Annotated in this window: 17 protein-coding genes; 13 read left to right on the top strand and 4 right to left on the bottom strand. The window is 71.2% G+C overall.

Annotated features, from left to right (window positions below; all coding sequences use genetic code 11):
- Positions 1-7 precede the first annotated feature (7 nt).
- From AC2XR2_RS38640 to AC2XR2_RS38585, 12 genes are all read left to right on the top strand, one after another.
- The gene (locus AC2XR2_RS38640; RefSeq protein ID WP_491517640.1) at positions 8-679 is read left to right on the top strand and encodes a bifunctional 4-hydroxy-2-oxoglutarate aldolase/2-dehydro-3-deoxy-phosphogluconate aldolase; all 672 of its coding nucleotides are present in this window, start codon (positions 8-10) and stop codon (positions 677-679) included.
- A complete protein-coding gene (locus tag AC2XR2_RS38635) occupies positions 676-1,644 on the top strand; it encodes a sugar kinase (RefSeq protein ID WP_491517639.1) in 969 nt (322 codons plus the stop codon). Before AC2XR2_RS38640 ends, AC2XR2_RS38635 begins: the two co-directional genes overlap by 4 nt.
- A gap of 40 nt (positions 1,645-1,684) precedes the next feature.
- Positions 1,685-2,737, top strand: coding sequence for a lactonase family protein (locus AC2XR2_RS38630; protein WP_491517638.1), 1,053 nt, complete (start codon positions 1,685-1,687; stop codon positions 2,735-2,737).
- A 30-nt stretch (positions 2,738-2,767) separates the two neighbouring features.
- A complete protein-coding gene (gene arfA, locus AC2XR2_RS38625; RefSeq protein WP_491517637.1) occupies positions 2,768-4,294 on the top strand; it encodes an arabinosylfuranosidase ArfA in 1,527 nt (508 codons plus the stop codon).
- Positions 4,291-5,247, top strand: a complete 957-nt coding sequence (locus tag AC2XR2_RS38620; RefSeq protein ID WP_491517636.1) for a glycosyl hydrolase — start codon at positions 4,291-4,293, stop codon at positions 5,245-5,247. Before arfA ends, AC2XR2_RS38620 begins: the two co-directional genes overlap by 4 nt.
- A complete protein-coding gene (locus AC2XR2_RS38615; RefSeq protein ID WP_491517635.1) occupies positions 5,244-5,783 on the top strand; it encodes a hypothetical protein in 540 nt (179 codons plus the stop codon). The genes AC2XR2_RS38620 and AC2XR2_RS38615 overlap by 4 nt, the downstream gene beginning before the upstream one ends.
- Entirely contained in the window at positions 5,780-8,164 is a 2,385-nt protein-coding gene (locus tag AC2XR2_RS38610) for a carbohydrate binding domain-containing protein (protein WP_491517634.1), read from the top strand. Before AC2XR2_RS38615 ends, AC2XR2_RS38610 begins: the two co-directional genes overlap by 4 nt.
- Before the next feature lie 181 nt (positions 8,165-8,345).
- Positions 8,346-10,097, top strand: coding sequence for a CocE/NonD family hydrolase (locus AC2XR2_RS38605; RefSeq protein ID WP_491517633.1), 1,752 nt, complete (start codon positions 8,346-8,348; stop codon positions 10,095-10,097).
- Positions 10,094-11,737 (top strand): AMP-binding protein, encoded by a 1,644-nt coding sequence (locus AC2XR2_RS38600; protein WP_491517632.1) that lies wholly within the window; start codon positions 10,094-10,096, stop codon positions 11,735-11,737. Before AC2XR2_RS38605 ends, AC2XR2_RS38600 begins: the two co-directional genes overlap by 4 nt.
- Positions 11,734-12,522 carry an enoyl-CoA hydratase/isomerase family protein gene (locus AC2XR2_RS38595; RefSeq protein ID WP_491517631.1) on the top strand — a complete coding sequence of 263 codons (789 nt, stop codon included), beginning with the start codon at positions 11,734-11,736 and terminating at the stop codon, positions 12,520-12,522. The genes AC2XR2_RS38600 and AC2XR2_RS38595 overlap by 4 nt, the downstream gene beginning before the upstream one ends.
- Positions 12,519-13,262 carry an SDR family oxidoreductase gene (locus AC2XR2_RS38590; protein ID WP_449350366.1) on the top strand — a complete coding sequence of 248 codons (744 nt, stop codon included), beginning with the start codon at positions 12,519-12,521 and terminating at the stop codon, positions 13,260-13,262. The genes AC2XR2_RS38595 and AC2XR2_RS38590 overlap by 4 nt, the downstream gene beginning before the upstream one ends.
- Before the next feature lie 103 nt (positions 13,263-13,365).
- Positions 13,366-14,013, top strand: coding sequence for a TetR/AcrR family transcriptional regulator (locus AC2XR2_RS38585; RefSeq protein ID WP_381295978.1), 648 nt, complete (start codon positions 13,366-13,368; stop codon positions 14,011-14,013).
- Here the strand turns inward: AC2XR2_RS38585 and AC2XR2_RS38580 are convergent.
- From AC2XR2_RS38580 to AC2XR2_RS38565, 4 genes are read right to left on the bottom strand one after another with little or no spacing between them, the layout of a single operon-like run.
- Entirely contained in the window at positions 13,976-15,667 is a 1,692-nt protein-coding gene (locus tag AC2XR2_RS38580) for a CocE/NonD family hydrolase (protein WP_491517630.1), read from the bottom strand. The genes AC2XR2_RS38585 and AC2XR2_RS38580 overlap by 38 nt on opposite strands.
- A gap of 58 nt (positions 15,668-15,725) precedes the next feature.
- The gene (locus AC2XR2_RS38575; RefSeq protein ID WP_491517629.1) at positions 15,726-16,871 is read right to left on the bottom strand and encodes a serine hydrolase domain-containing protein; all 1,146 of its coding nucleotides are present in this window, start codon (positions 16,869-16,871) and stop codon (positions 15,726-15,728) included.
- A 1-nt stretch (position 16,872) separates the two neighbouring features.
- Positions 16,873-17,700, bottom strand: a complete 828-nt coding sequence (locus AC2XR2_RS38570; RefSeq protein WP_491517628.1) for an alpha/beta fold hydrolase — start codon at positions 17,698-17,700, stop codon at positions 16,873-16,875.
- A gap of 16 nt (positions 17,701-17,716) precedes the next feature.
- A complete protein-coding gene (locus AC2XR2_RS38565; RefSeq protein ID WP_491517627.1) occupies positions 17,717-19,000 on the bottom strand; it encodes an MFS transporter in 1,284 nt (427 codons plus the stop codon).
- 217 nt (positions 19,001-19,217) lie between these two features.
- Here AC2XR2_RS38565 and AC2XR2_RS38560 point away from each other — a divergent pair, with 217 nt between their 5' ends.
- Positions 19,218-20,213: a LacI family DNA-binding transcriptional regulator gene (locus AC2XR2_RS38560; protein WP_491517626.1), complete on the top strand. Its 996-nt coding sequence runs from the start codon at positions 19,218-19,220 to the stop codon at positions 20,211-20,213.
- Positions 20,214-20,257: the final 44 nt, after the last annotated feature.

Raw genomic sequence — 20,257 nt, 5'->3', positions numbered from 1 at the left:
TGGGGTCATGACGGAGCGTCCCCCTCTCACCCCGCAGCTCGGCCGGACCCGGGTCATGGCCATCCTCAGGTCGGCCGACGCCTCCGAGCTGCCCGCGGTGGCCCGGGCCCTCGCGGCCGGCGGGGTCACCTGCCTGGAGATCACCCTGACCACCGCCGGAGCGCTGGACGCGCTGGCCGCCGTCCGGGCGGAGCTCGGGTCCGAGGTGGCGGTCGGCGCCGGGACCGTGATCACCGGCGGGCAGGCCGGGGACGCCCTGGCGGCGGGAGCGGAGTTCCTGGTCGCCCCCGTCGTGGACACCGCCGTCATCCGGAGCGCGGCCGACCGGGGCATCCCGTGCTACCCGGGCGCCTGGACACCGACCGAGGTGTCCCAGGCGTGGCAGGCCGGGGCCGCCGCCGTCAAGCTGTTCCCCGCGGGCACGGGCGGCCCCGCCCATCTGCGCCACCTGCGCGCCCCGCTGCCCGACATCCCCCTCGTCGCCGTCGGCGGCGTCGGCCTCGACGAGGCACGGAGCTACCTGGACGCGGGCGCCCGCGCGGTCGGTGTCGGTTCCCCGCTGCTGCGCGGGGCGGACCGGGACCCGACTCCGCGGGCACTGAGCGACCTCACCGCGAGGGCCCGCACCCTGCTGGACGCGGTACGCACCACCGCTCCAGCCGGGGAGGTGAGCACATGAACGCCTCCTCACTCCCGTCCGACGAGCCCTACCTCGTCACCCTCGGCGACGTGCTGGCCGTCATGGCGGCCCGCGAGCCCGGCCCGTTCTCGCTCGGTACGAGACTGCGCCTGGGCATCGCCGGAGCCGAGTCCAACGTCGCCATCGGGATCAGCCGGCTCGGCGGATCCGCCACCTGGATCGGCCGGGTGGGCGACGACGAACTCGGCGACCTCGTCCTGCGGGAACTGCGGGCCGAAGGGGTCACCACCGTCGCGACCCGCGACCCCGCTCCCACCTCCCTGCTGCTGAAGGAACGCCGTACCTCCGCCCGCAGCCGTACGCGCTACTACCGCACCCACACGGCCGGAGCCCGGCTGACCGCCGAGGACGTCCCCGGGCACGTCGTCGCGGGGGCGGCCGTTCTGCACATCACCGGCATCACCCCGGCGCTCGGGGAGGGTCCCGCCGCGGCCGTGACCCGGGCCGTGGACATCGCCGCCGCGGCCGGCGTGACGATCTCGCTGGACGTCAACTTCCGTTCCCTGCTGTGGAGCGAGGCAGAGGCGCGGGCGATCCTGCTGCCCCTGCTGCGCAGGAGCGACCTGGTCTTCGCGGGACCGCACGAGGCCGCGCTCATGGTGCCCGACGCCGACGGGCCCGAGGAACTCGCCAAGGGCATCTGCGGCCTGGGCCCCCGCGGGGCCGTGATCAAGCTCGGTGCCGACGGGGCGTACGCCCTCCTCGACGGACTGTCGTACCGGCAGCCCGCCGTACCGGTCCACGTGCACGACACGGTGGGCGCCGGAGACGCGTTCGCCGCCGGCTACCTGGCCGAACTGCTCGCGGGCGAGCTCCCGGAACGGCGGCTGAGGACAGCGGCCCTGCTGGGCGCCTTCGCGGTGAGCACCGCCGGCGACTGGGAGGGGCTGCCCCGGCGCTCCGAACTGGAACTCCTCGACCACCACGACGACATCGTCCGCTGAGACCTCCTCCACCCGCCCCATGAACCTCCCGGGACCACCCATGCGCACCGACCCCCGCACCGTCCTCACCGGCTCCTACACCCAGGACTCCGGCGGCGACGGTCCAGGCATCGCCGCCCTCCGGCTCGATCCCACCACCGGCCGCCTCTCGTACGACGAGGTCGAGCCGCTGCCCGTGAGCGGGGCCTCGTTCCTGGCGGCGCACCCGTCGCTTCCGGTCGTCTACAGCACCAACGAGACCGAGGCGGGAACCGTCAGCGCCCTCACCCACGGCACCGGGCTGTCCCCGCTGGGCTCCCCGATGAGCAGCGGCGGGGCGAACCCGTGCCACCTCACCGTGCACCCGGACGGCGCGTGGCTGTTCACCGCGAACTACGGCAGCGACACCGCGCCGGGCACGGTCGCGGTGCACCGGCTCGGCGCGGACGGACGCGTGCTGGAGCCGACCGATCTCGTCGTCCACCAGGGGTCGGGGCCGGTCGCCGGACGGCAGGAGGGCAGCCACGCCCATCAGGTGCTCGTCGACCCGGCGGGCCGGTTCGTGCTGGCCACCGACCTGGGGGCGGACGCGGTCCTCACCTACCGGCTCGACACCCGCGCCGGAACCCTGGAGCGGGTGGCGGTGACCCCGATGGCCGCGGGATCAGGCCCCCGCCATCTCGCCTTCTCCCCCGACGGTGAGTTGGTGTTCAGCGCGGACGAACTGTCCTCGACCGTCACCTGCCACCGCTACGACGCCGGTACGGGCACCCTGACCGCTCTCTCCTCCGTACCCGCCACGACGGCCGAGGGCGTCGTCAACCAGCCCGGGGGGATCGTGGCCTCGCCGTGTGGGCGCTTCGTGTGGGTGACCAACCGGGGCGCGGACACGGTCGCCGCGTTCCGGCTCGAGGGCACCACCCTGAAGCCGCTCGCCGAGGTCCCCGCCGGCGGCGCCTGGCCCCGCGGTCTCGCCCTGGTGGACGGTCATCTGCTCGTGGCCAACCAGCACAGCGGCTCCCTCGCCGTCCTGCGGGTCCTGGACGACGGGACCCCGGCCCGGCCCCACCCGCCGCTCTCCGCTCCCTCGGTCGTCTGCGCCCTGGCGCTCTGACCTCTCCCCGTACCTGCTCGAAAGGCAACCATGTCCCACCCCGGCACCACCCCCGCGACGTTCACCCTCGACCCGGCCTTCGCGGTCGGCAGCGTCAACCCGCGTCTGTACGGGTCGTTCGTCGAGCACATGGGCCGCTGTGTCTACACCGGCATCTACGAGCCCGGCCACCCCGCCGCCGACGCGGACGGCCTGCGCCAGGACGTCCTGGAACTGGTCCGGGAGCTCGGCGTCACCACCGTCCGCTATCCCGGCGGCAACTTCGTCTCGGGCTACCGCTGGGAGGACAGCGTGGGCCCGCGCGAGGAGCGGCCGACCCGGCTGGACCTGGCCTGGAAGTCCACGGAGACCAACGAGTTCGGCCTCGGCGAGTTCATGGAGTTCTGCGGCAGGACCGGCATGGAGCCGATGATGGCCGTCAACCTCGGCACGCGGGGTGTGGAGGACGCCGTACGGCTCCTCGAGTACGCGAACCACCCCGGCGGCACCGAACTCTCCGACCGCCGTATCGCCCACGGCGGCAAGGAGCCGTACGGCATCCGGATGTGGTGCCTGGGCAACGAGATGGACGGCCCCTGGCAGACCGGGCACAAGACCCCCGAGGAGTACGGCCGGATCGCCGCCGAGACCGCCCGCGCCATGCGGCAGGACGACCCCGGTCTGGAACTGGTCGCCTGCGGCAGCTCCAGCTCCTCGATGCCGACCTTCGCCTCCTGGGAGTCGACCGTCCTCCAGGAGACGTACGACCTGGTGGACTACGTCTCCCTGCACGCCTACTACGAGGAGATCGACGGGGACCGCGGCTCCTTCCTCGCGTCGGCCGTGGACATGGAGCACTTCATCGAGTCGGTCGTCGCCACCTGCGACCACGTCCGCGCCCGGCTGAAGGCGGACAGGCGGATCAACCTCTCCTTCGACGAGTGGAACGTCTGGTACCAGAAGCGGCCCAACCCGCACGCCGTGGAGGAGTGGCAGCAGGCGCCGCGCATTCTGGAGGACGTCTACACCGTCACCGACGCGGTGGTCTTCGGCTCGCTGCTCATCTCGCTGCTGCGGCACGCCGACCGCGTCACCTCCGCCTCCCTGGCGCAGCTCGTCAACGTCATCGCGCCGATCATGACCGAGCCCGGCGGCGCGGCGTGGCGGCAGACCACGTTCTACCCCTTCGCCCAGGCGTCGGCGTACGGGCGCGGGCGGGTGCTGCGTGTCGAGGTGGACAGCCCGACGTACCCCACCGCCCGCTTCGGCGAGGTGCCGCTGCTGCACGCCACCGCGGTGATCGACGACGAGACCGGTGACCTCACCGTCTTCACGGTCAACCGCAGCCAGACGGACGCCCTGCCCCTGAAGGTCGACCTGCGCGGTGTCGACGCCCACACCGTGGTGGAGCACCTCGTCCTGGCCGACGCCGACCCGGAGGCCGCCAACACCGCGGACCGGCCCGACCGGGTCACCCCGCAGCCCGCCACGGGCACGGTCGTCACCGGCGGCGTCCTGGAGGCCGAACTGGCGCCCCTCTCCTGGAACATGATCCGCCTGACAGGGCAGAGCCGATGACCGCCGTGGCCCGCCCCCTGTTCCGCGACCCGGTGCACGACGGGGCGACCGACCCCACCGTCGTCTGGAACCGGCACGCCGGCGAGTGGTGGATGTTCTACACCAGCCGTCGCGCCGACGCGCCGCCGATGGACGACGTGAGCTGGGTGCACGGGAGCGACCTCGGGATCGCGTCCTCCTCGGACGGCGGGGCCACCTGGCTGTACCGGGGAGTCGCCGAAGGGCTGGACATCGAGCCGGGACGGCACACCTACTGGGCCCCCGAGATCATCGACGACGGAACCGAGTACCACATGTTCGTCAGCGTGATCCGCGGTGTGCCGACCCAATGGGCGGGCCACGCACGGGTGATCCGCCACTACACGAGCGACGACCTGTTCTCCTGGACCTACCGCTCCACCCTGTCGCTGTCGTCGGACAGGGTGATCGACGCCTGCGTCGTGCCGCTTCCCGCGGGCGGTTACCGCATGTGGTACAAGGACGAGGCCGACCACGGGCACACCTACGCGGCGGACAGCCCCGACCTGACGCGGTGGACCGTCCGAGGGCCCGCGGTCGACTGCTCGGAGCACGAAGGTCCCAACGTCTTCGAGTTCGGCGGCAGTTGGTGGATGCTCGTCGACGAGTGGCACGGTCTGCGGGTACTTCAGTCACGGGATCTGGAGACCTGGGAGCCGCGGGGACTCGTCCTTGACCGTCCCGGGCACGGCCGCGACGACGGCTCGTACGGCTTCCACGCCGATGTCGTCGTCAGCGAACTCGGCGCGTTCGTCTTCTACTTCACCCATCCGGGGCGGTCCGACGACGGCCCCGGAGGACGTCACGGCCACCACGACGACCGCCGGAGCTCGATCCAGGTCGCCCGGCTGCGGGTGGACGGGGACACCCTCGTCTGCGACCGCGACGAGGAGCTGAAAGCGCCCGTCCTGCCTGTCCAAGGACCGGTCCGGTGAGGGCGGTCCTGCGGGTGGGGATGATCCCGTTCGTCGCCGCGCTCCTGCTCGCCACCGCCTGCCGGGCCGAAGTGCCTGCGGACTCCGGTGTGACCCTGCTCGACGGGAACCGGATCTCCGTGTCCGGCCCGACCGTCGTCTCGGCGCTCCCCGTCGACGACCAGGGCGACGTCGACGGGGCGGCGGCGCGGAGCCAGATCCCGTCGCTCAAGAGCGTGGCGCTCCAGTACCCCGGCGTCCGGGTCCTCGTCACCGACTCGGACGGGCACACGACCGACGCGGCCCTCCAGAACTTCGCGGCGAACTGGGCCCTCCCGCCCCACCTCGTGGTCGCCGCGGACTCCGCCTCCGTGGACGCCCGACTGTCCACGGACGGACAGCTCCACACCCTGCTGATCGGTGTCGACGGACACGTCGTCGCCGATTGGTCGAACCAGGCCGTTCCGACGCAGGCCATCGTCGCCGCACTCCGCAAGGTCACGGCGAACCCCTCCTCCACCCCTTCCGACAACGTCGTACGGAAAGAAGCACCATGAGACAACTCGCAGAGATCAGACGGCTGTTCGCAGGCGCGGTCGTCACCTTGCTGCTCGCCTGCGCCGCGGTGGCCCTGACCCCGGCCGCGCCGGCCCACGCGGCGGGCTCGGTCTACTACGTGGACTGCTCGGCGGCGTCCAACGGGACCGGCACCTCCTCCTCGCCGTGGAACTCACTGGCGGGCCCGAACGCGACGACGTTCGCCCCCGGCGACCAGTTGCTGTTCAAGCGGGGGACCACCTGCACCGGCCTGCTCCACCCGCTGGGATCGGGCAGCGCCGCAGGCGGATCCATCACCATGAGCGCCTACGGCACCGGCGCCCTGCCGGTCATCGCCGGGGGCGGCGGCACGGACGCGATCTACCTGTACAACCAGGAGTACTGGGAGATCTCCGATCTGGAGGTGACCAACACCGGCGCCGTGAAGGGCGCGAACGCGCGACGCGGCGTCTACGTGGTCCTCGAGAACTACGGCACCGGAGACCACTACAAGATCAGCAACCTCAACGTCCACGACGTGAACGGCAACCAGTCGAAGGAGGTCGACGGCAGCGCCGGCATCCTCTTCTCCGTCATCGGCACCTCCTCCCCCAGCGCCTTCAACGACGTCGACATCGACGGCAACACGGTGGCCAATGTCGCCCGCAGCGGCATCAACATGTCCAGCACCTGGCTCTGCCGGCCGTCCATAGGCTGCAACAACCCCGTCTGGACTCCCTGGACCGGTGTCGTCGTCCACAACAACACCGTCCACGACACGGACGGCGACGGCATCGTCGTCCAGATGTCGCAGAACGCCCTCATCGAGCACAACGTCGTCTACAACGCGGCGAAGGCCACCAACGCGGCGAACGCCGGTATCTGGGCCTGGGACTCCGACGGCACCGTGATCCAGTACAACGAGGCGTACGGAACCCAGAAGAACACCGGGAACTCCGACGGCCAGGGCTTCGACGTCGACTACGGGCAGGACGGCACCGTCGTCCAGTACAACTACAGCCACGACAACGCGGGAGGGTTCATCCTCTTCTGCGGCTGCGGCGGAGGATCACACCTCGCGAGCAACGCGGTGGTCCGCTACAACGTCAGCGAGAACGACCTGCTGCGCGCCATCACGATGGACGGATCGCAGGACTCCGCGTTCTACAACAACACGATCTACATCCCGTCCGGATCCACCGCCAACGTCCTCGAGGTCACCGGCGCCTGGAACGACCTCACGCTCGCCAACAACATCATCTACAACCTGGGCAGCGGCGGTTACGTCTACACGTCCGGTCAGCCGGCCTCGAACTTCGCCTGGCGCAACAACCTCTTCTACGGCAACCACCCGGCCAGTGAGCCCGCCGACCCGGGGAAGATCACGGCGGATCCGCAGCTCGCCTCGCCCGGCAGCGGCGGCACGGGCATCGGCAGCGTCACGGGCTACCAGCTCACCGCGTCCTCCCCCGCCATCGGCGCGGGAGTCGTCGTCCCGAACAACGGCGGCAAGGACTACTGGGGATCGACCGTCCCCTCCACCTGCGCACCCGACATCGGCGCCGACCAGTTCAGCACGCCCTCGGACGCGACCTGTCTCGCCAACGAGAACCTCGGCTTCGAGAAGGGCACGACCTCGGGGTGGAGCGCGTGGAACTCCGCCTCGGTGGTGAACTCCGGTGCGCACTCCGGGACCTACGCGGCGCGTGTCGGGCCGTCGCCCGCCTCGCTGGAGCAGTACGTCCCGGTCGCGCCCCGGACGACGTACCGCGTCTCGGGCTGGGTGAAGTCGGCCGTCGCCGGCGAGGTGATGAACGTCGGCGTCAAGAACACCGGGGGTCTGGAAACGCTGGCGAGCTCCAGCGGCACCTCGTGGACGTACGTCTCCGCCGACTTCACCACCGGGGCGACGAACAACACCGTGCGGCTGTACTGCTACAAGAGTTCGGGTGCGGGCAACGGTTACTGCGACGACCTGGCCGTCACCCCCGTCAGGAACTACGCGATCAACGGCAACTTCGAGTCCGGTCACACCGTGCCCTGGCGCAACGGCGACTTCTCGCTCACGAGCACGGCGGCCAACGGCAACGCCGCCGGGCTGGCCAACGCGTCCCTGAGCTCGGGCTCCCTGTTCCAGATCGTCACCGGCCTCACCCCGAACACCACCTACCGGCTGACCGGCTCCCTCGCGAGCCAGACCGCCGGCACCACCACGGCACTGGAGGCCAAGCTCTACAACGGCACCGCCGTCACGAGCGCCTCGACCACGTCGAGCACCTACTCGAAACAGTCGACGACCTTCACCACGGGTGCGGGCGTGACCTCCGCCCGCATCTACTGCCACCTCGTCTCCGGAAGCGGCGACGGCTACTGCGACGAGGTCACCCTCACCCAGCAGTGACCGACAGCGTGGGCGTCCCGCACGGGCCAGGACCGTGCGGGACGCCCACGCGTTTTCTCGCGTCCGGGAGCGCGGTGAGGTCACAGGGATCGGACACTGCGGTAATTGACAGGGTACGAACGTACCTCTTAACGTACCCACACATCCAGGAGGAACGCCGTCGGCTCGACGAGGAGCACCGATGCAGCATCTGTACGACATAGACGTCCAGGTCCCGATGCGTGACGGCGTGGCTCTCGCCGCCAACGTGTGGCATCCGGCCGAGGGCCGGGCTCCGGCGCTGCTCGTGCGGCTGCCGTACGGCAAGGACGTCTTGATGGGCGCCGGCCACGCGCTCATGCCCGACACCCAGGCTCTGCTGGAGGCGGGTTACGCCGTGGTGGTGCAGGACTGTCGGGGCACCCACCGCTCGGAAGGCGAGTTCGTGCCGCACATGGCCGACCGCAAGGACGGTGAGGACACCGTCGCCTGGATCACCGAGCAGCCCTGGTCCGACGGCACGGTGGGCATGTACGGGCCGTCCTACCTGGGGATGGTCCAGTGGGAGACCGCCGTGACCGGCACCCCCGGCCTCAAGGCGATCGCACCGTCCTGTACCTCGATCGACAACTACGAGGCACCCTGGTACGGCCCGGGCGGCGCCCTCTCACTGAGCCTGGTGACGCTGTGGAACGCCATGATGTACGCGGCCGACGCGCAGCGGTCCCTGGCCCGCGGCGAGGACACCTTGTCCCAGCTGCAGGAGCTCGGCCAGGCGGTCCTCTCCCACGAGGTCCTCAACGACGTGCTGCCGACGGCCGAGGTCCCGGTCCTGAAGGAGTACGGCAAGTGGTGGGACGACTGGATGGCCCACCCCTCCCACGACGCGTACTGGGACGCCATGGAGCTCACGCCCGAGCTCAAGAACGTCACCGTGCCGGCGCTCAACATCGGCGGCTGGTACGACCTCTACATCGGGCAGACCCTGCGCACCTACGTCACCGCCCGTCAGAAGGCCGGCACGGCGGAGGCGCGTGAGGGGCAGCGGCTGGTCATCGGCCCGTGGGACCACGGCCCCGCCGCCGACGGCGTCTACCGCGACCGCTCCTTCGGCCCGCTGGCCGGCGCCCGGATGATGGGCATGACCGGCCTGCATGTGAAGTTCTACGACCGCTGGCTGCGCGGCGACACCTCCGCGCTGGACGGCGTGGCGCCGGTCAAGCTCTTCGTGATGGGCATCGACCAGTGGCGCGACGAGCAGGACTGGCCGCTGCCCGACACCCGGTGGACCGACTTCCACCTCACGAGCACCGGTCGCGCCAACACTGCTGACGGCGCGGGTGTGTTGACCACCGAGGCGCCTGCCGACGCCGGGCACGAGACCTACCTGTACGACCCGCGCCGCCCCGTTCCCTCGGCCGGCGGGGCGTCCATGCCGACGACGCCGGGGTTCTGCGGCCCGGTCGACCAGCGGACGGTCGCCGCCCGCGAGGACGTGCTGTGCTTCGCAACTCCCGTACTGGAGGAGGCCGTCGAGGTCACCGGCCCGGTCGGCCTGACCCTGTACGTGTCCTCGTCGGCGGTGGACACCGACTTCACCGCCAAGCTGGTCGACGTCTTCCCGGACGGCAGGGCGATCAACCTGTGCGACGGCATCCTGCGCACCCGCTACCGGAACGGACTCGCCGCCGAGGAGCTGATGGAGTCCGGCACGGTCTACGAGATCACCGTCGACATGACCGGCACCTCCAATGTGTTCCTGCCCGGTCACCGCATCCGCGTGGACATCTCCAGCAGCAACTTCCCCCGCTACGACCGCAACACCAACACCGGCGGCGTCATCGCCCACGAGAGCGAGGAGGAGATGATCCCCGCGATCAACCACATCCACCACGGGCCCGACCACCCGAGCCGTCTGATCCTGCCGGTCATCGACCGCAAGGACCCGTCGTGAGCGCCGCCGACCGTGTCGCCGAACTGACCGCGACCTTCGCGGCACCCTCCCTGACCGTGGCCGAGTTGCTGTGCGACCGGCACCCCGCCGACCGCGTCGCGTTCACCGTCGTCGACAGCGACGGGAAGGCGTCCACGCTGTCGTACGGCGAACTCGCCGCCCGCTCGCACCGGTACGCACGGGCCCTGCAAGGGCTCGGAGTCGGCCCCGGTGACAGGGTGGCGACCCTGATGGGCAAGAGCACCGACCTGGTCACCGTCATCCTGGCGATCTGGCGGCTCGGCGCTGTCTACGTCCCGCTGTTCACCGCGTTCGCCCCTCAGGCCATCGCCCTGCGCCTGGAGGGCGCCGGTGCGCGTGTCGTGGTCGTCGACCCGGACCAGCGCCACAAACTCGACCCCGGCCCCGACATGCCCGACGACCCCCTGCGCCGCGTCATCGTCACTGGAACGGCCGTGTCCGGCGAGGACAGGTCTCTGGCGGACCTTGTCGCGGCCGCGTCCCCGGAGCCGCTGCCCGCAGTCGTCACGAGCGGGGACGGCCCGCTGGTGCACATGTTCACCTCCGGCACCACCGGCAAGCCCAAGGGCGTCATCCACCCCGTCTCCTACATCGCGGGCTGGCAGATCTACCTGGAGTACGGCCTGGGCGTCACCCGCGACGGCGGCTACTGGTGCGCCGCCGACCCCGGCTGGGCCTACGGGCTGTACTCCGCGATCGTCGCGCCGCTGGCCGCCGGCATCCCCAGCCTGCTCCTGAGCGGCGGCTTCTCCGCCGGGACGACCTGGCGCACCCTCCTCGACCACCAGGTCACCGACTTCACCGCCGCCCCCACCGTGTACCGCGGACTGCGCTCCTCCTCGGCGCCCGTGCCGCACGGCCTCCGCCTGCGACGGGCCTCCAGCGCGGGCGAGCCACTGACCCCCGAGGTCAACGAGTGGGCCGGCACGGCGCTCGGCCTGGCCGTGCACGACCACTTCGGCCAGACCGAGGTCGGCATGCCCCTGGCCAACCACCACCATCCCGAACTCGCCCGTCCGCTCAAGACGGGATCGATGGGCCGGCCGGTACCCGGCTGGAGCCTCACCGTCCTGGCCGACGACAAGGACGAGGCCGCCGGACCGGACGTGCTGGGCCGGGTCGCGATCGACGTCGCGGCGAGCCCGCTGATGACCTTCCGCGACTACCAGATCCCCGGGCAGAGCGCCTCCAAGTTCACGTCGGACGGCCGCTATTACCTCACCGGCGACGCCGGGCGCGTGGACGCCGACGGTGACTTCTTCTTCTCCTCCCGCGACGACGACGTGATCATCATGGCCGGGTACCGGATCGGGCCGTTCGAGATCGAGAGCGTCCTCGCCCAGCACCCCGCGGTCGTCGAGTGCAGCGTGATCGGCGCACCCGACGAGGTCCGCGGCGAGGTCATCGAGGCGTACGTCGTCCTGCGCGAAGGCGTCGAGGGCTCGCTGGAACTGGCCACCGAGCTGCAGCAGTTGGTCAAGACCCGGTACGCAGCCCACGCCTACCCACGGCAGGTCCACTTCATCGACACCCTGCCGAAGACACCCAGCGGCAAGACCCAGCGCTACCTGCTGCGCAAGCGCCGACGCACCGAACTGACCACCCCGGAGCGACCTTGACCGGCACGGACCCCCTGCTCGTGGAGCAACACGGCCCCGTCCGACGGCTGTTGCTCAACCGCCCCGAACGGCGCAACGCCCTCGACGTGACCCTGATCGAGGCGCTGGACAAGCAGATCACCAGCGCCGAGGCCGACCCCGACACAGCGGTCGTCGCGGTGGCGGGAAACGGACCGAGCTTCTGTGCCGGAGGTGACTTCCACCAGTTCCTGGAGATCCACGACGCGGGCGACAACCCGGTCGACTTCCTGACCGACGTGTCGGCCTGCTTCAGCCGGATCGCCGCCAGCCCGAAACCCTGGGTCGCCGTGCTGCACGGTCACGCGGTCGCCGGGGGCCTCGAACTGGCCCTCGCCTGCGATGTCGTGGTCGCCGCCGACACCACGCTGATCGGCGACGGCCACCTCCAGCGGCGCCTGGTGCCGGCCGGCGGGTCGAGCGTACGGCTGCCCGAAGCGGTCGGCCGGGGCCTGTCCCGCTGGCTGCTGCTCACCGGCGAGCTGCTGCCCGCGACCGCGTTCGCCCGCACCGGCTGGATCCGCGCGATCGTGCCCGAGGCCGAGCTCGACGCCACCGCCACCCGCATCTGCCACCAGCTGGCCGACCGCAACAGCCCGGCCCAGCACCACCTCAAGGCACTGCTGCACCGGATCGACGGCATGGCCCCCGAGCAGGCCCTGCGCGAGGAGTTGGCCGTCTTCGCCGACAACTGGAGGGCGAGCTCGGTGGCCGACGCCCTGCGGGACTTCCTCACTCCCCGACCCACGAAAGCGGACCACACGTGAATCGCTACCAGGGACGCGTCGTCGCCATCACCGGGGCCGCTCAAGGTCTCGGCCTCGCCATGGCGACCCGGTTCGCCGCCGAGGGGGCCACGGTCGCGCTGGCCGACGTCAACGAACAGGCCCTCACCGACGCCGCCCAAGCCATGCCCGGCGCCCGCACCGACGTGGTGGACGTGACCGACTCGGGCCGGGTCAACGCCTGGATCGACGGCATCACCACCGGCCTCGGCCGCCTCGACGTGCTGATCAACAACGCCGGCATCATCCGCGACAACCGCGTCGAGGACATCACCGACGAGGACTGGCACGCGGTCGTCGGCGTCAGCCTGACCGGCGGTTTCCACTGCGCCCGCGCCGCGTTCGGCCCGATGAGACGCCAGGGCTACGGCCGTATCGTCAGCTTCTCCTCCATGTCCTGGCGCGGGAACTTCGGCCAGACGAACTACGTGGCCGCCAAAGCGGGGATCGTCGGCATGACCCGCACCCTCGCCCTCGAAGGCGCCCGCCACGGCATCACCGCCAACGCCATCGCACCCGGCCTCATCGAGACCCCCATGCTCGCCTCCATGAACGGTCCGGCACGCGACAAGCTCACGAACAAGATCCCCATGCGGCGCACCGGCAGGCCCGAGGACATCGCCGAAGCCGCGGCCTTCCTCGCGAGTGAGGCCGCCGGCTACATCACGGGTGTCGTCCTGGACGTGGACGGCGGCATCTCGATCGGCTCCTCGATCCGGTGACGGCGTCGGGGTGCCGCCGGGCAGACCGGCCGCACCCCCTCGGCGTACGTCCCAGGTCACGGCCCGCCGTTTCCGGTGACGGCGCCCGTGGGAGACTGCTGCGGTGACAGCGCCAACTGACTCGCGTGACCGACGACCGCGCCGAACGACGCGCAGGCGGGTCGTCGACACGCGCCGACGGGACGAACTGCTGCGCCAGGCCGAGGCGATCATCCTGGCCGAAGGCTTCACCTCGGTGACCATGGACGAGCTCGCCCAACGGCTGGAGTGCTCCAAGGCGACGCTGTACAGCCTCGCCCCCACGAAGGAACAGCTGGTCCTGGCGGTCACGCGCGCCTTCTTCCGGGAGGCGACCGCCGGGATCGAGCAGGCCGTGCAGGCCGAGCCCGACCCCAGGCAGCGCATCCGGGTCTACCTCGCCGGCGTCGGCACGGCCATGCGCCGCCACTCCAACGCCTTCTACGACGACATGGTCGGCTACGAACCGACCGCGCAGATCTACCGCAAGAACTCCGCCGCCGCCGCGCACCGGGTCCACCAGCTGATCGAGGACGGCGTGGCGGCCGGCGTCTTCCGTGCGCTCAACGGGCAGTTCGCCGCCCAGGTCGTGGCCGTGACCATCGACGCGGTCCAGTCGGGGGCCCTCCTGGACAGCACCGGCCTGACCGCAGGCGACGCCTTCTCCGAGCTCGGGGACCTCCTGCTGGACGGGCTCAGTGCGGGGCAGGGCGGACAGGCGTCGGCAGGCTGACGCGGGACACCGCGCCGCTGTCGTGGTGGACGGTGTGGGTGCAGGGCCGCAGCTCGGTTCCGGTGCCGGGCGGGGCGCCGGTGCCCTCATTGCGTGCGTACCGGGGATGGCAGCCGCCGGCGATCAGCAGCCGGATCCGGTGTCCGGCCTGCACCTCGTGCGCGCAGGCGTCGAGCCGCACGCGCACGGTCCGCACCTGGTCGATGGGCGAGGTGGGATCCAGGCGGACGAGTCCTTCGGCGACGTTGCGGGAGACGCCCTCGGGGTCGACGTCGCAGAGGCGTACGAAGACGTCGGCGTGCGGGTTGCTCCTGGTGTGCGCCAGGTCGACGACGGGTGTTCCCATGATCTCCAGCGGCGCGGTCAACGGGTCGGTGGTGAAGGTGAGTACGTCGGGGCGGCCCTCCAGCTTCGCGTTGTCCTTGACCCCGCCGTCGAGGGTGAGCAGCGGGCCACCGAGGGTCGGGGTGGGGTTCGCAGGGTCGTAGATGTACGAGGACGGCGCGCCGGCACTCGGCTCGTCGGCCAGCAGCCTGCCGTCCGGCTGGAGATAGCGCACTGTATCCCCGCCCGCCGGTGGCCACTGGTCCAGGTGTCGCCAGGCGTTCTGCCCGGTGACGTACACCTCCACGGGAGGTTCGTGTGACGGCTTCGCGTCGGCGAGGTGTGTCTCCAGCCATGCGAGGTTGCCGCGGAGCAGACCTCCCATGCCCTTCTGGCCCAGTTCCTGATGGGTCCAGGGGCCGATGGTGAGCGACACGTCGACCCCGCGCGCACGCAGCGACGCGTACTGGTGCAGGGTCTGGTCGAGGAAGAGGTCCTGCCAGCAGGCGGTGAGCCGCACCGGGACGTTCACCCGCTCCAGTGCTTCGCCCAGTTTGAGCCGGTCCCACACGGCGTCGTCGCGGTCCGGAGTGGTCAGCCATTCCCGGAACCACGGCGCCTGGTGCCCGGTCGCCGCGTCGGCCGCGTCGGCCAGCGGGAGGGCGCCGAAGACCGGGGCCAGCCGCCGGTTCAGGGTGAGCATCCGGGGCACACCCCGCAGCCCGGGGTACCGCTCCTGGTTGACGACCATCTCGGCGAAGGCCAGGAAGTCACCGAGACGGAACGCTCCACTGCCGTGGGCCGCGTCGTGCATGTCGTGCGGGGCCACGGCGATCAGGGAGGCGCGCAGTTCCGGGGGCGGGTCCATCAGCAGCGCCCATTGGGTCCAGCCCACATAGGATCCCCCGGCAGTGGCGAGCCGTCCGTCGAACCAGGGCCGGGTCCGCAGCCAGGCCACCGCGTCCTGGGCGTCGTCGGCCTCGTTCGCCATCGGGTAGAAGGTTCCGGTGGAGCCGAACGTGCCGCGGCAGCTCTGGAGCGCGACGTGATAGCCGCGGTCCGCGTAGACCCTCGCCTCCAGGTCGTGCGGGAAGCCACGGCCGTACGGTGTGCGCACGAGGACTGTGCCCTTCGGCCGGTCGGTGACGGGGGCGTAGTGGTCCGTCATCAGGACGGCGCCGTCTCGGGCGGGGACCGGAATGTTCCGCTCGACCCGGTAGCCGTGCCGGGTGCCCGGCAGCCGCATCAGGCGCGTCAGGAGCCGGTTCGCCGCGCGGGTGGCCCGGCTCGGGGGCGTCGGAGCGGTGGGGCGTGGAGATGTCGTGGTCATGGCCTGATCTCTGGTTCTTCGGTGGAGTGGTTCCTGTGTGACGTGCCGGAGCCGGGCTTCACAGGCAAGCACGCAGCGCGCGGCTGAGCGCGTCGGCCCGGTCGTCGGGGAGGCCGCCGGGCTGTGCGGTCTGGTAGGCGAAGGCGATCTCGGCGTCCAGGTGGGCGAAGCCGAGGCAGCCGCCCAGGCCGTCGTGGCCGAAGCTGCCGGGGCCGATCATCGGCCGGTGGGCGGAGCTGGTCATGAAGCCGGTGCCCCAGCCGCTGTTCGCGTCCGGGCCCACGAACGGGCGGCCCTCGGAGCGCACCACCAGGGCGTCGCGGACGGTGTCCGGGCCCAGCAGTCTGACGCCGTCGACCTCGCCGACCGTGGCCGCGTACAGCCGTGCCAGGCTGCGGGCGTCGGTCACGAGGTTGCCGGCCGGCATCTCGACCGACAGCCATGCTTCCGTGTGGGCGATCCGGGAGATCCGGGCGACGTCGTAGAGACCGCCCAGGCTGACGGAGCGTTCGACCAGGGGTGAGGCGAGGGCTTCGGCCATCACGGCGACGGCCTCGGGGTCGGTGCTGGGCAGGGGGTCCGCGAGGGGATGGAGGTCGGCGGACTCGGGGTCGGCGCCGTACGTCATCGTCAGCCCGAGGGGATCAGCCACGTACTGGCTCAGCCACTGGCCGGGGCGCAGTCCCGTGGCCCGGCGCAGCACCTCGCCGGCCAGCCAGCCGAAGGTGAGGGCGTGATAGGCGTACGCCGTGCCGGGGGTCCAGGCCGGTGCCTGGCGGGCCAGGGTGTCCGCCACCGGTTCCCAGGCACGCAGATCCTCCAGTGTCAGGTCCGCCTCGGGCGCGACCAGGCCGGCCCGGTGCGCGAGAAGGTGCCGTACCGTCGTGGCCTCCTTGCCGTTCTCGGCGAACTCCGGCCAGTACTTGGCGACCGGGGCGTCGAGGTCGATCAGGCCGCGCTCGGCGGCCATGAGCAGACAGACGGTGGTGACGCCCTTGCTGACCGAGAACACCACGGTGCGGGCGTCGGGAGTCCAGGCGCCCCGGGCGGTCCGACCGGCCCAGATGTCCACCACCGGCGCGCCCTGGGCGTACACCACGCAGGAGGCGGCTGTGTCGCCACGGAGCCGGAAGTTGTCGGCGAAGGCGTCGGCCACAGGTTCGAAGCCGCGGGAGACGTGCCCTTGGATCTGTGCTGCCGTCATGTCACGCACTCCCCCGGGTCGCGTTGTCCCGGATCTGGGTGATGATCTGCGGCCAGAGCGGCTGGGGAAGCTCATGGCCCATGCCGGGGTAGATGGTCAGCTTCGAGTCCGCGATCAGTTCGTGCATGACCTTGGATCCGTCGGGGCCGATCAGGCGGTCGCCGTCGCCGTGGAGGATGGTGGTGGGCGCGGTGATGCGGTGCAGGTGAGGCGTGCGGTCGGGAGATCTGTCGAGCGCTTCCAGCTGCCGCTCGACGCCGTCGGGGTCGTAGTCGCGGTCGTACATCCGGCCGCCGAGTTCACTCAGCCAGGCGGTGTCCTGGGGGTATCCGGGTGAGGCGCACGGTGCTTCGTTGTCCAGGTACAGGGCGATCGCCTCGTCGCGGTCGCGGGCGCGGGGGCGCTGCGTCCGCTCGTCGACCAGGTCGCGTCCGGCGAGGAAGTCCGCGCTGGGCGCGGTGTAGACGAGGGCGAGGGTGAGGACACGGGTGGGGTGGTCGAGGGCGAGTTGCTGGGCGACCATGCCGCCCATCGACTGGCCCACGATGTGCGCCGCGGGGATGCCGAGCGCGGTGAGCAGGCCCGCGGTGTCGTGCGCCAGGTCGGCCAGGGTGTAGCCGCCCTGCGGGAACTTCTGCGACAGGCCGACGTCCCGGTTGTCGAAGCGCACGACGTGGAAGCCCTCGTCGGCGAGTTGCCGGCAGAAGTCGGCACGCCAGCCGAGCCGGTGGGCTCCGAGGCCCTGGATCAGCAGCAGCGGGGGGTGGTCGGGGTCGCCGAAGGTGTCGTAGTCGAGCGACACCCCTTCGGGTGTGGTGACCAGGGTCATGGAGGGCTCCGTACGGTTATCGGATCGAGCGGATCGCCATGGCCAGCGCGCCGGCGACCAGTGCGGACGCGCCGCTGACGAGGAACAGTGAGCCGTAGCCGCCGAGTCCGATGAGTGAGCCGGCGATGGCGGGGGCGGCCAGCTGGGGCAGGCCGGTGGCGACGTTGAGGATGGCGAAGTCGCGTCCCTCGCTCTCCTTGTCCGGCAGGACCAGCGACATGACGGCGAGGTCGACCGCGAAGTACGTGCCCAGCGAAGCGCCCGAGACGGCGGAGTACGCGAGCATCGCGCCCCAGCTGTGGCTGACGATCGGTATGAGCTGGGACAGGCCCAGGCCGAGGGCGCTGATCGCGATGAACAGCTTGCGTCGGTCGAGCTTGTCGGCGAGCCAGCCGCAGAGGGTGGCGACGGCGATCCAGGTGCCGAACGAGACGGTCGACAAGGTGCTGACCGCGAGGGCGACATCGCCGCCGGGGACGTTCTTGGCGCCGATGTAGTCCTGCACGGCGAAGAACAGGTAGCCGGAGACCGTGAAGTAGGCCAGGAACAGGCCGAACCGGCTGGCGAAGGCCAGGGCGAAGTCACGGTGGGCGAAGGCTCGGAAGAACGCCCGGACGGCCGCGGTCCTGCTGCCCCGGTCCTTCGGCCTCTCCGTCACCAGGTCGAGCGAAGAGGGCTCGCGCGCGCCGGTCACGAGGGCGAGCGTCGTGACGAACAGCACCAGCGCGAGAACGGTGTAGGCCCAGAGCTGGCTGACCCGGCTCGCCAGGTTGACGCCGAAGAGGATGCCCACGGGCGTGCCGAGACCGATGATCGCGGAGGCGATGCCACGTCTGGCCACGGGCACCCGGTCGGGCAGGATCGCCGAGATCGCCCCGCCGTAGAAGTTCGAGGTGAACCACAGGATCGGGACCAGGATCGCGAGGGCGACCAGTCCGGTGCTCAGGCCCATGGCGATCGTCAGAAGCGCGGACACTCCGGCCATGACCACCAGCCAGGGAGTGCGTCGTCCGAACCGGGACCGCGTGCGGTCCGAGAGCGCTCCGCCGGCGGGGAGGGCGAGCATGGAGGCCACCGCGCCCAGCGTCGTCAGCAGCGCCAGCACGCCGACCTTGGAGCCGGGCGCGAGGTCGGCCACCTGCGCGGGGAGCAGGATGACGCCGATGCCGTTGAACAGGGCGTACATCGCCGTGGTCGCCGGGAAGACGAAGGCGAGCAGGCGGCCCAGGCGGACCGGATCGGCGGAGGCGAGAGCGCGGTCGGGTGTCGTGTCGGTCGTGACGGGGATCGTGTCGTCCATGACAGATCTCTCTTCTGGTGGATCCACCCCGTTGGCGCGCGGGAACGCGGCGATGGGTTCGGGGTGGGCGGCTCGAGCAAGAACGGGTGCGGGGCGTCCCCCGGCAGGCCATTGCGGCGACCGATGCGGCGACCCAATAGAATCTAATACGTATTAGATCGCTGATCGCCGTACCGTAGCCTGTGCGTGAAGGCATGGCAAGAGGTGGGGAGGGGCATTGCCGAGGGTCACCAGCAAGGACGTGGCGCGCGAGGCCGGGGTCTCGCAGACCACCGTGAGCTTCGTGCTCAACGGCAGGGACGAGCACGGCCTCTCCGCGGAGACCCGCCAACGGGTGCTGGAGACGGCGAAGCGCCTGGGCTACGTGCCGTCGGGGGCCGGCCGCGCGCTGCGCAAGGGCCGGAGCAACGTCGTGCTCTGCGTGGTTCCGGACCTGCCGGTGGCGGAGGCCATGGAGCAGTTCAAACTGGCCCTCGGCCGGTCGCTGGGCGAGGCCGGCTACACCTGTGTGTACCTGCATCACGCCGGTACGGCCACGCCGCTCGCCGAGCTGTGGCAGCACGTCCAGCCGGCGGTGGTCGTCGCGTTCGGCAGCCTGCCGCCCGTCGACGCGCAGTCACTGCGGCGGGCCGAAATCCCCCTGATCGACGGTGTGTTCACCCCGGACGGCAGCAATCTGACCGGGCTGAGCCAGCAGGACATCGGGCGGCTCCAGATCGAGCACCTCGCGGCGCGCGGGCACCGGCACATCGGCTACGCCGCGCTGGACGACCCGCGCGAGCGGCCCTTCTGCCTGCCGCGCCTGGAGGGAGCCACGCAGGCCTGCCGTGCTCTCGGCCTTCCGGCGCCGCAGGTGGTCGGCATGCGCTACTCGCGGGAGAGCGCCCGGGACGCCGTCGTGGAGTGGACGCGGGGCGCCACCCCGGTGACGGCGGTGGCCGCGTTCAACGATCTGATCGCTCTCGCGGTCCTGGCGAGCTGCCGCACCCAGAGCATCGCCATCCCGGACGACCTGGCGCTCATCGGTGTCGACGACCTCCCGGTGAGCTCGCTCGCCGTACCGGCCCTGACCACCATCGGGATGGACCTCACCGCGGCGGCCGGCAATCTCACCGCCGGTATCCTCGCGACGGTCGGGGCTCCGGTTCCGGCGGCGCCGAGCCGGCCCGACGTGGGGGACATCCTGGCACTCATCCAGCGCGAGACGACGTAGCGGAGGTCACGAACCGCGTTGCGGCGGGACGTGGTGGCCAGGGG

The organism is Streptomyces sp. LS-MS-L19 (genome assembly GCF_058382285.1).
This window is presented reverse-complemented; position numbering and strand designations above follow the sequence as displayed.

Excerpts from the sequence above, each read along its gene's own strand:
- AC2XR2_RS38640 (WP_491517640.1), top strand. The coding sequence starts at position 8 with ATGACGGAGCGTCCCCCTCTCACCCCGCAGCTCGGCCGGACCCGGGTC.
- AC2XR2_RS38635 (WP_491517639.1), top strand. The coding sequence starts at position 676 with ATGAACGCCTCCTCACTCCCGTCCGACGAGCCCTACCTCGTCACCCTC.
- AC2XR2_RS38630 (WP_491517638.1), top strand. The coding sequence starts at position 1,685 with ATGCGCACCGACCCCCGCACCGTCCTCACCGGCTCCTACACCCAGGAC.
- arfA (WP_491517637.1), top strand. The coding sequence starts at position 2,768 with ATGTCCCACCCCGGCACCACCCCCGCGACGTTCACCCTCGACCCGGCC.
- AC2XR2_RS38620 (WP_491517636.1), top strand. The coding sequence starts at position 4,291 with ATGACCGCCGTGGCCCGCCCCCTGTTCCGCGACCCGGTGCACGACGGG.
- AC2XR2_RS38610 (WP_491517634.1), top strand. The coding sequence starts at position 5,780 with ATGAGACAACTCGCAGAGATCAGACGGCTGTTCGCAGGCGCGGTCGTC.
- AC2XR2_RS38605 (WP_491517633.1), top strand. The coding sequence starts at position 8,346 with ATGCAGCATCTGTACGACATAGACGTCCAGGTCCCGATGCGTGACGGC.
- AC2XR2_RS38580 (WP_491517630.1), bottom strand. The coding sequence starts at position 15,667 with ATGACCACGACATCTCCACGCCCCACCGCTCCGACGCCCCCGAGCCGG.
- AC2XR2_RS38575 (WP_491517629.1), bottom strand. The coding sequence starts at position 16,871 with ATGACGGCAGCACAGATCCAAGGGCACGTCTCCCGCGGCTTCGAACCT.
- AC2XR2_RS38570 (WP_491517628.1), bottom strand. The coding sequence starts at position 17,700 with ATGACCCTGGTCACCACACCCGAAGGGGTGTCGCTCGACTACGACACC.
- AC2XR2_RS38565 (WP_491517627.1), bottom strand. The coding sequence starts at position 19,000 with ATGGACGACACGATCCCCGTCACGACCGACACGACACCCGACCGCGCT.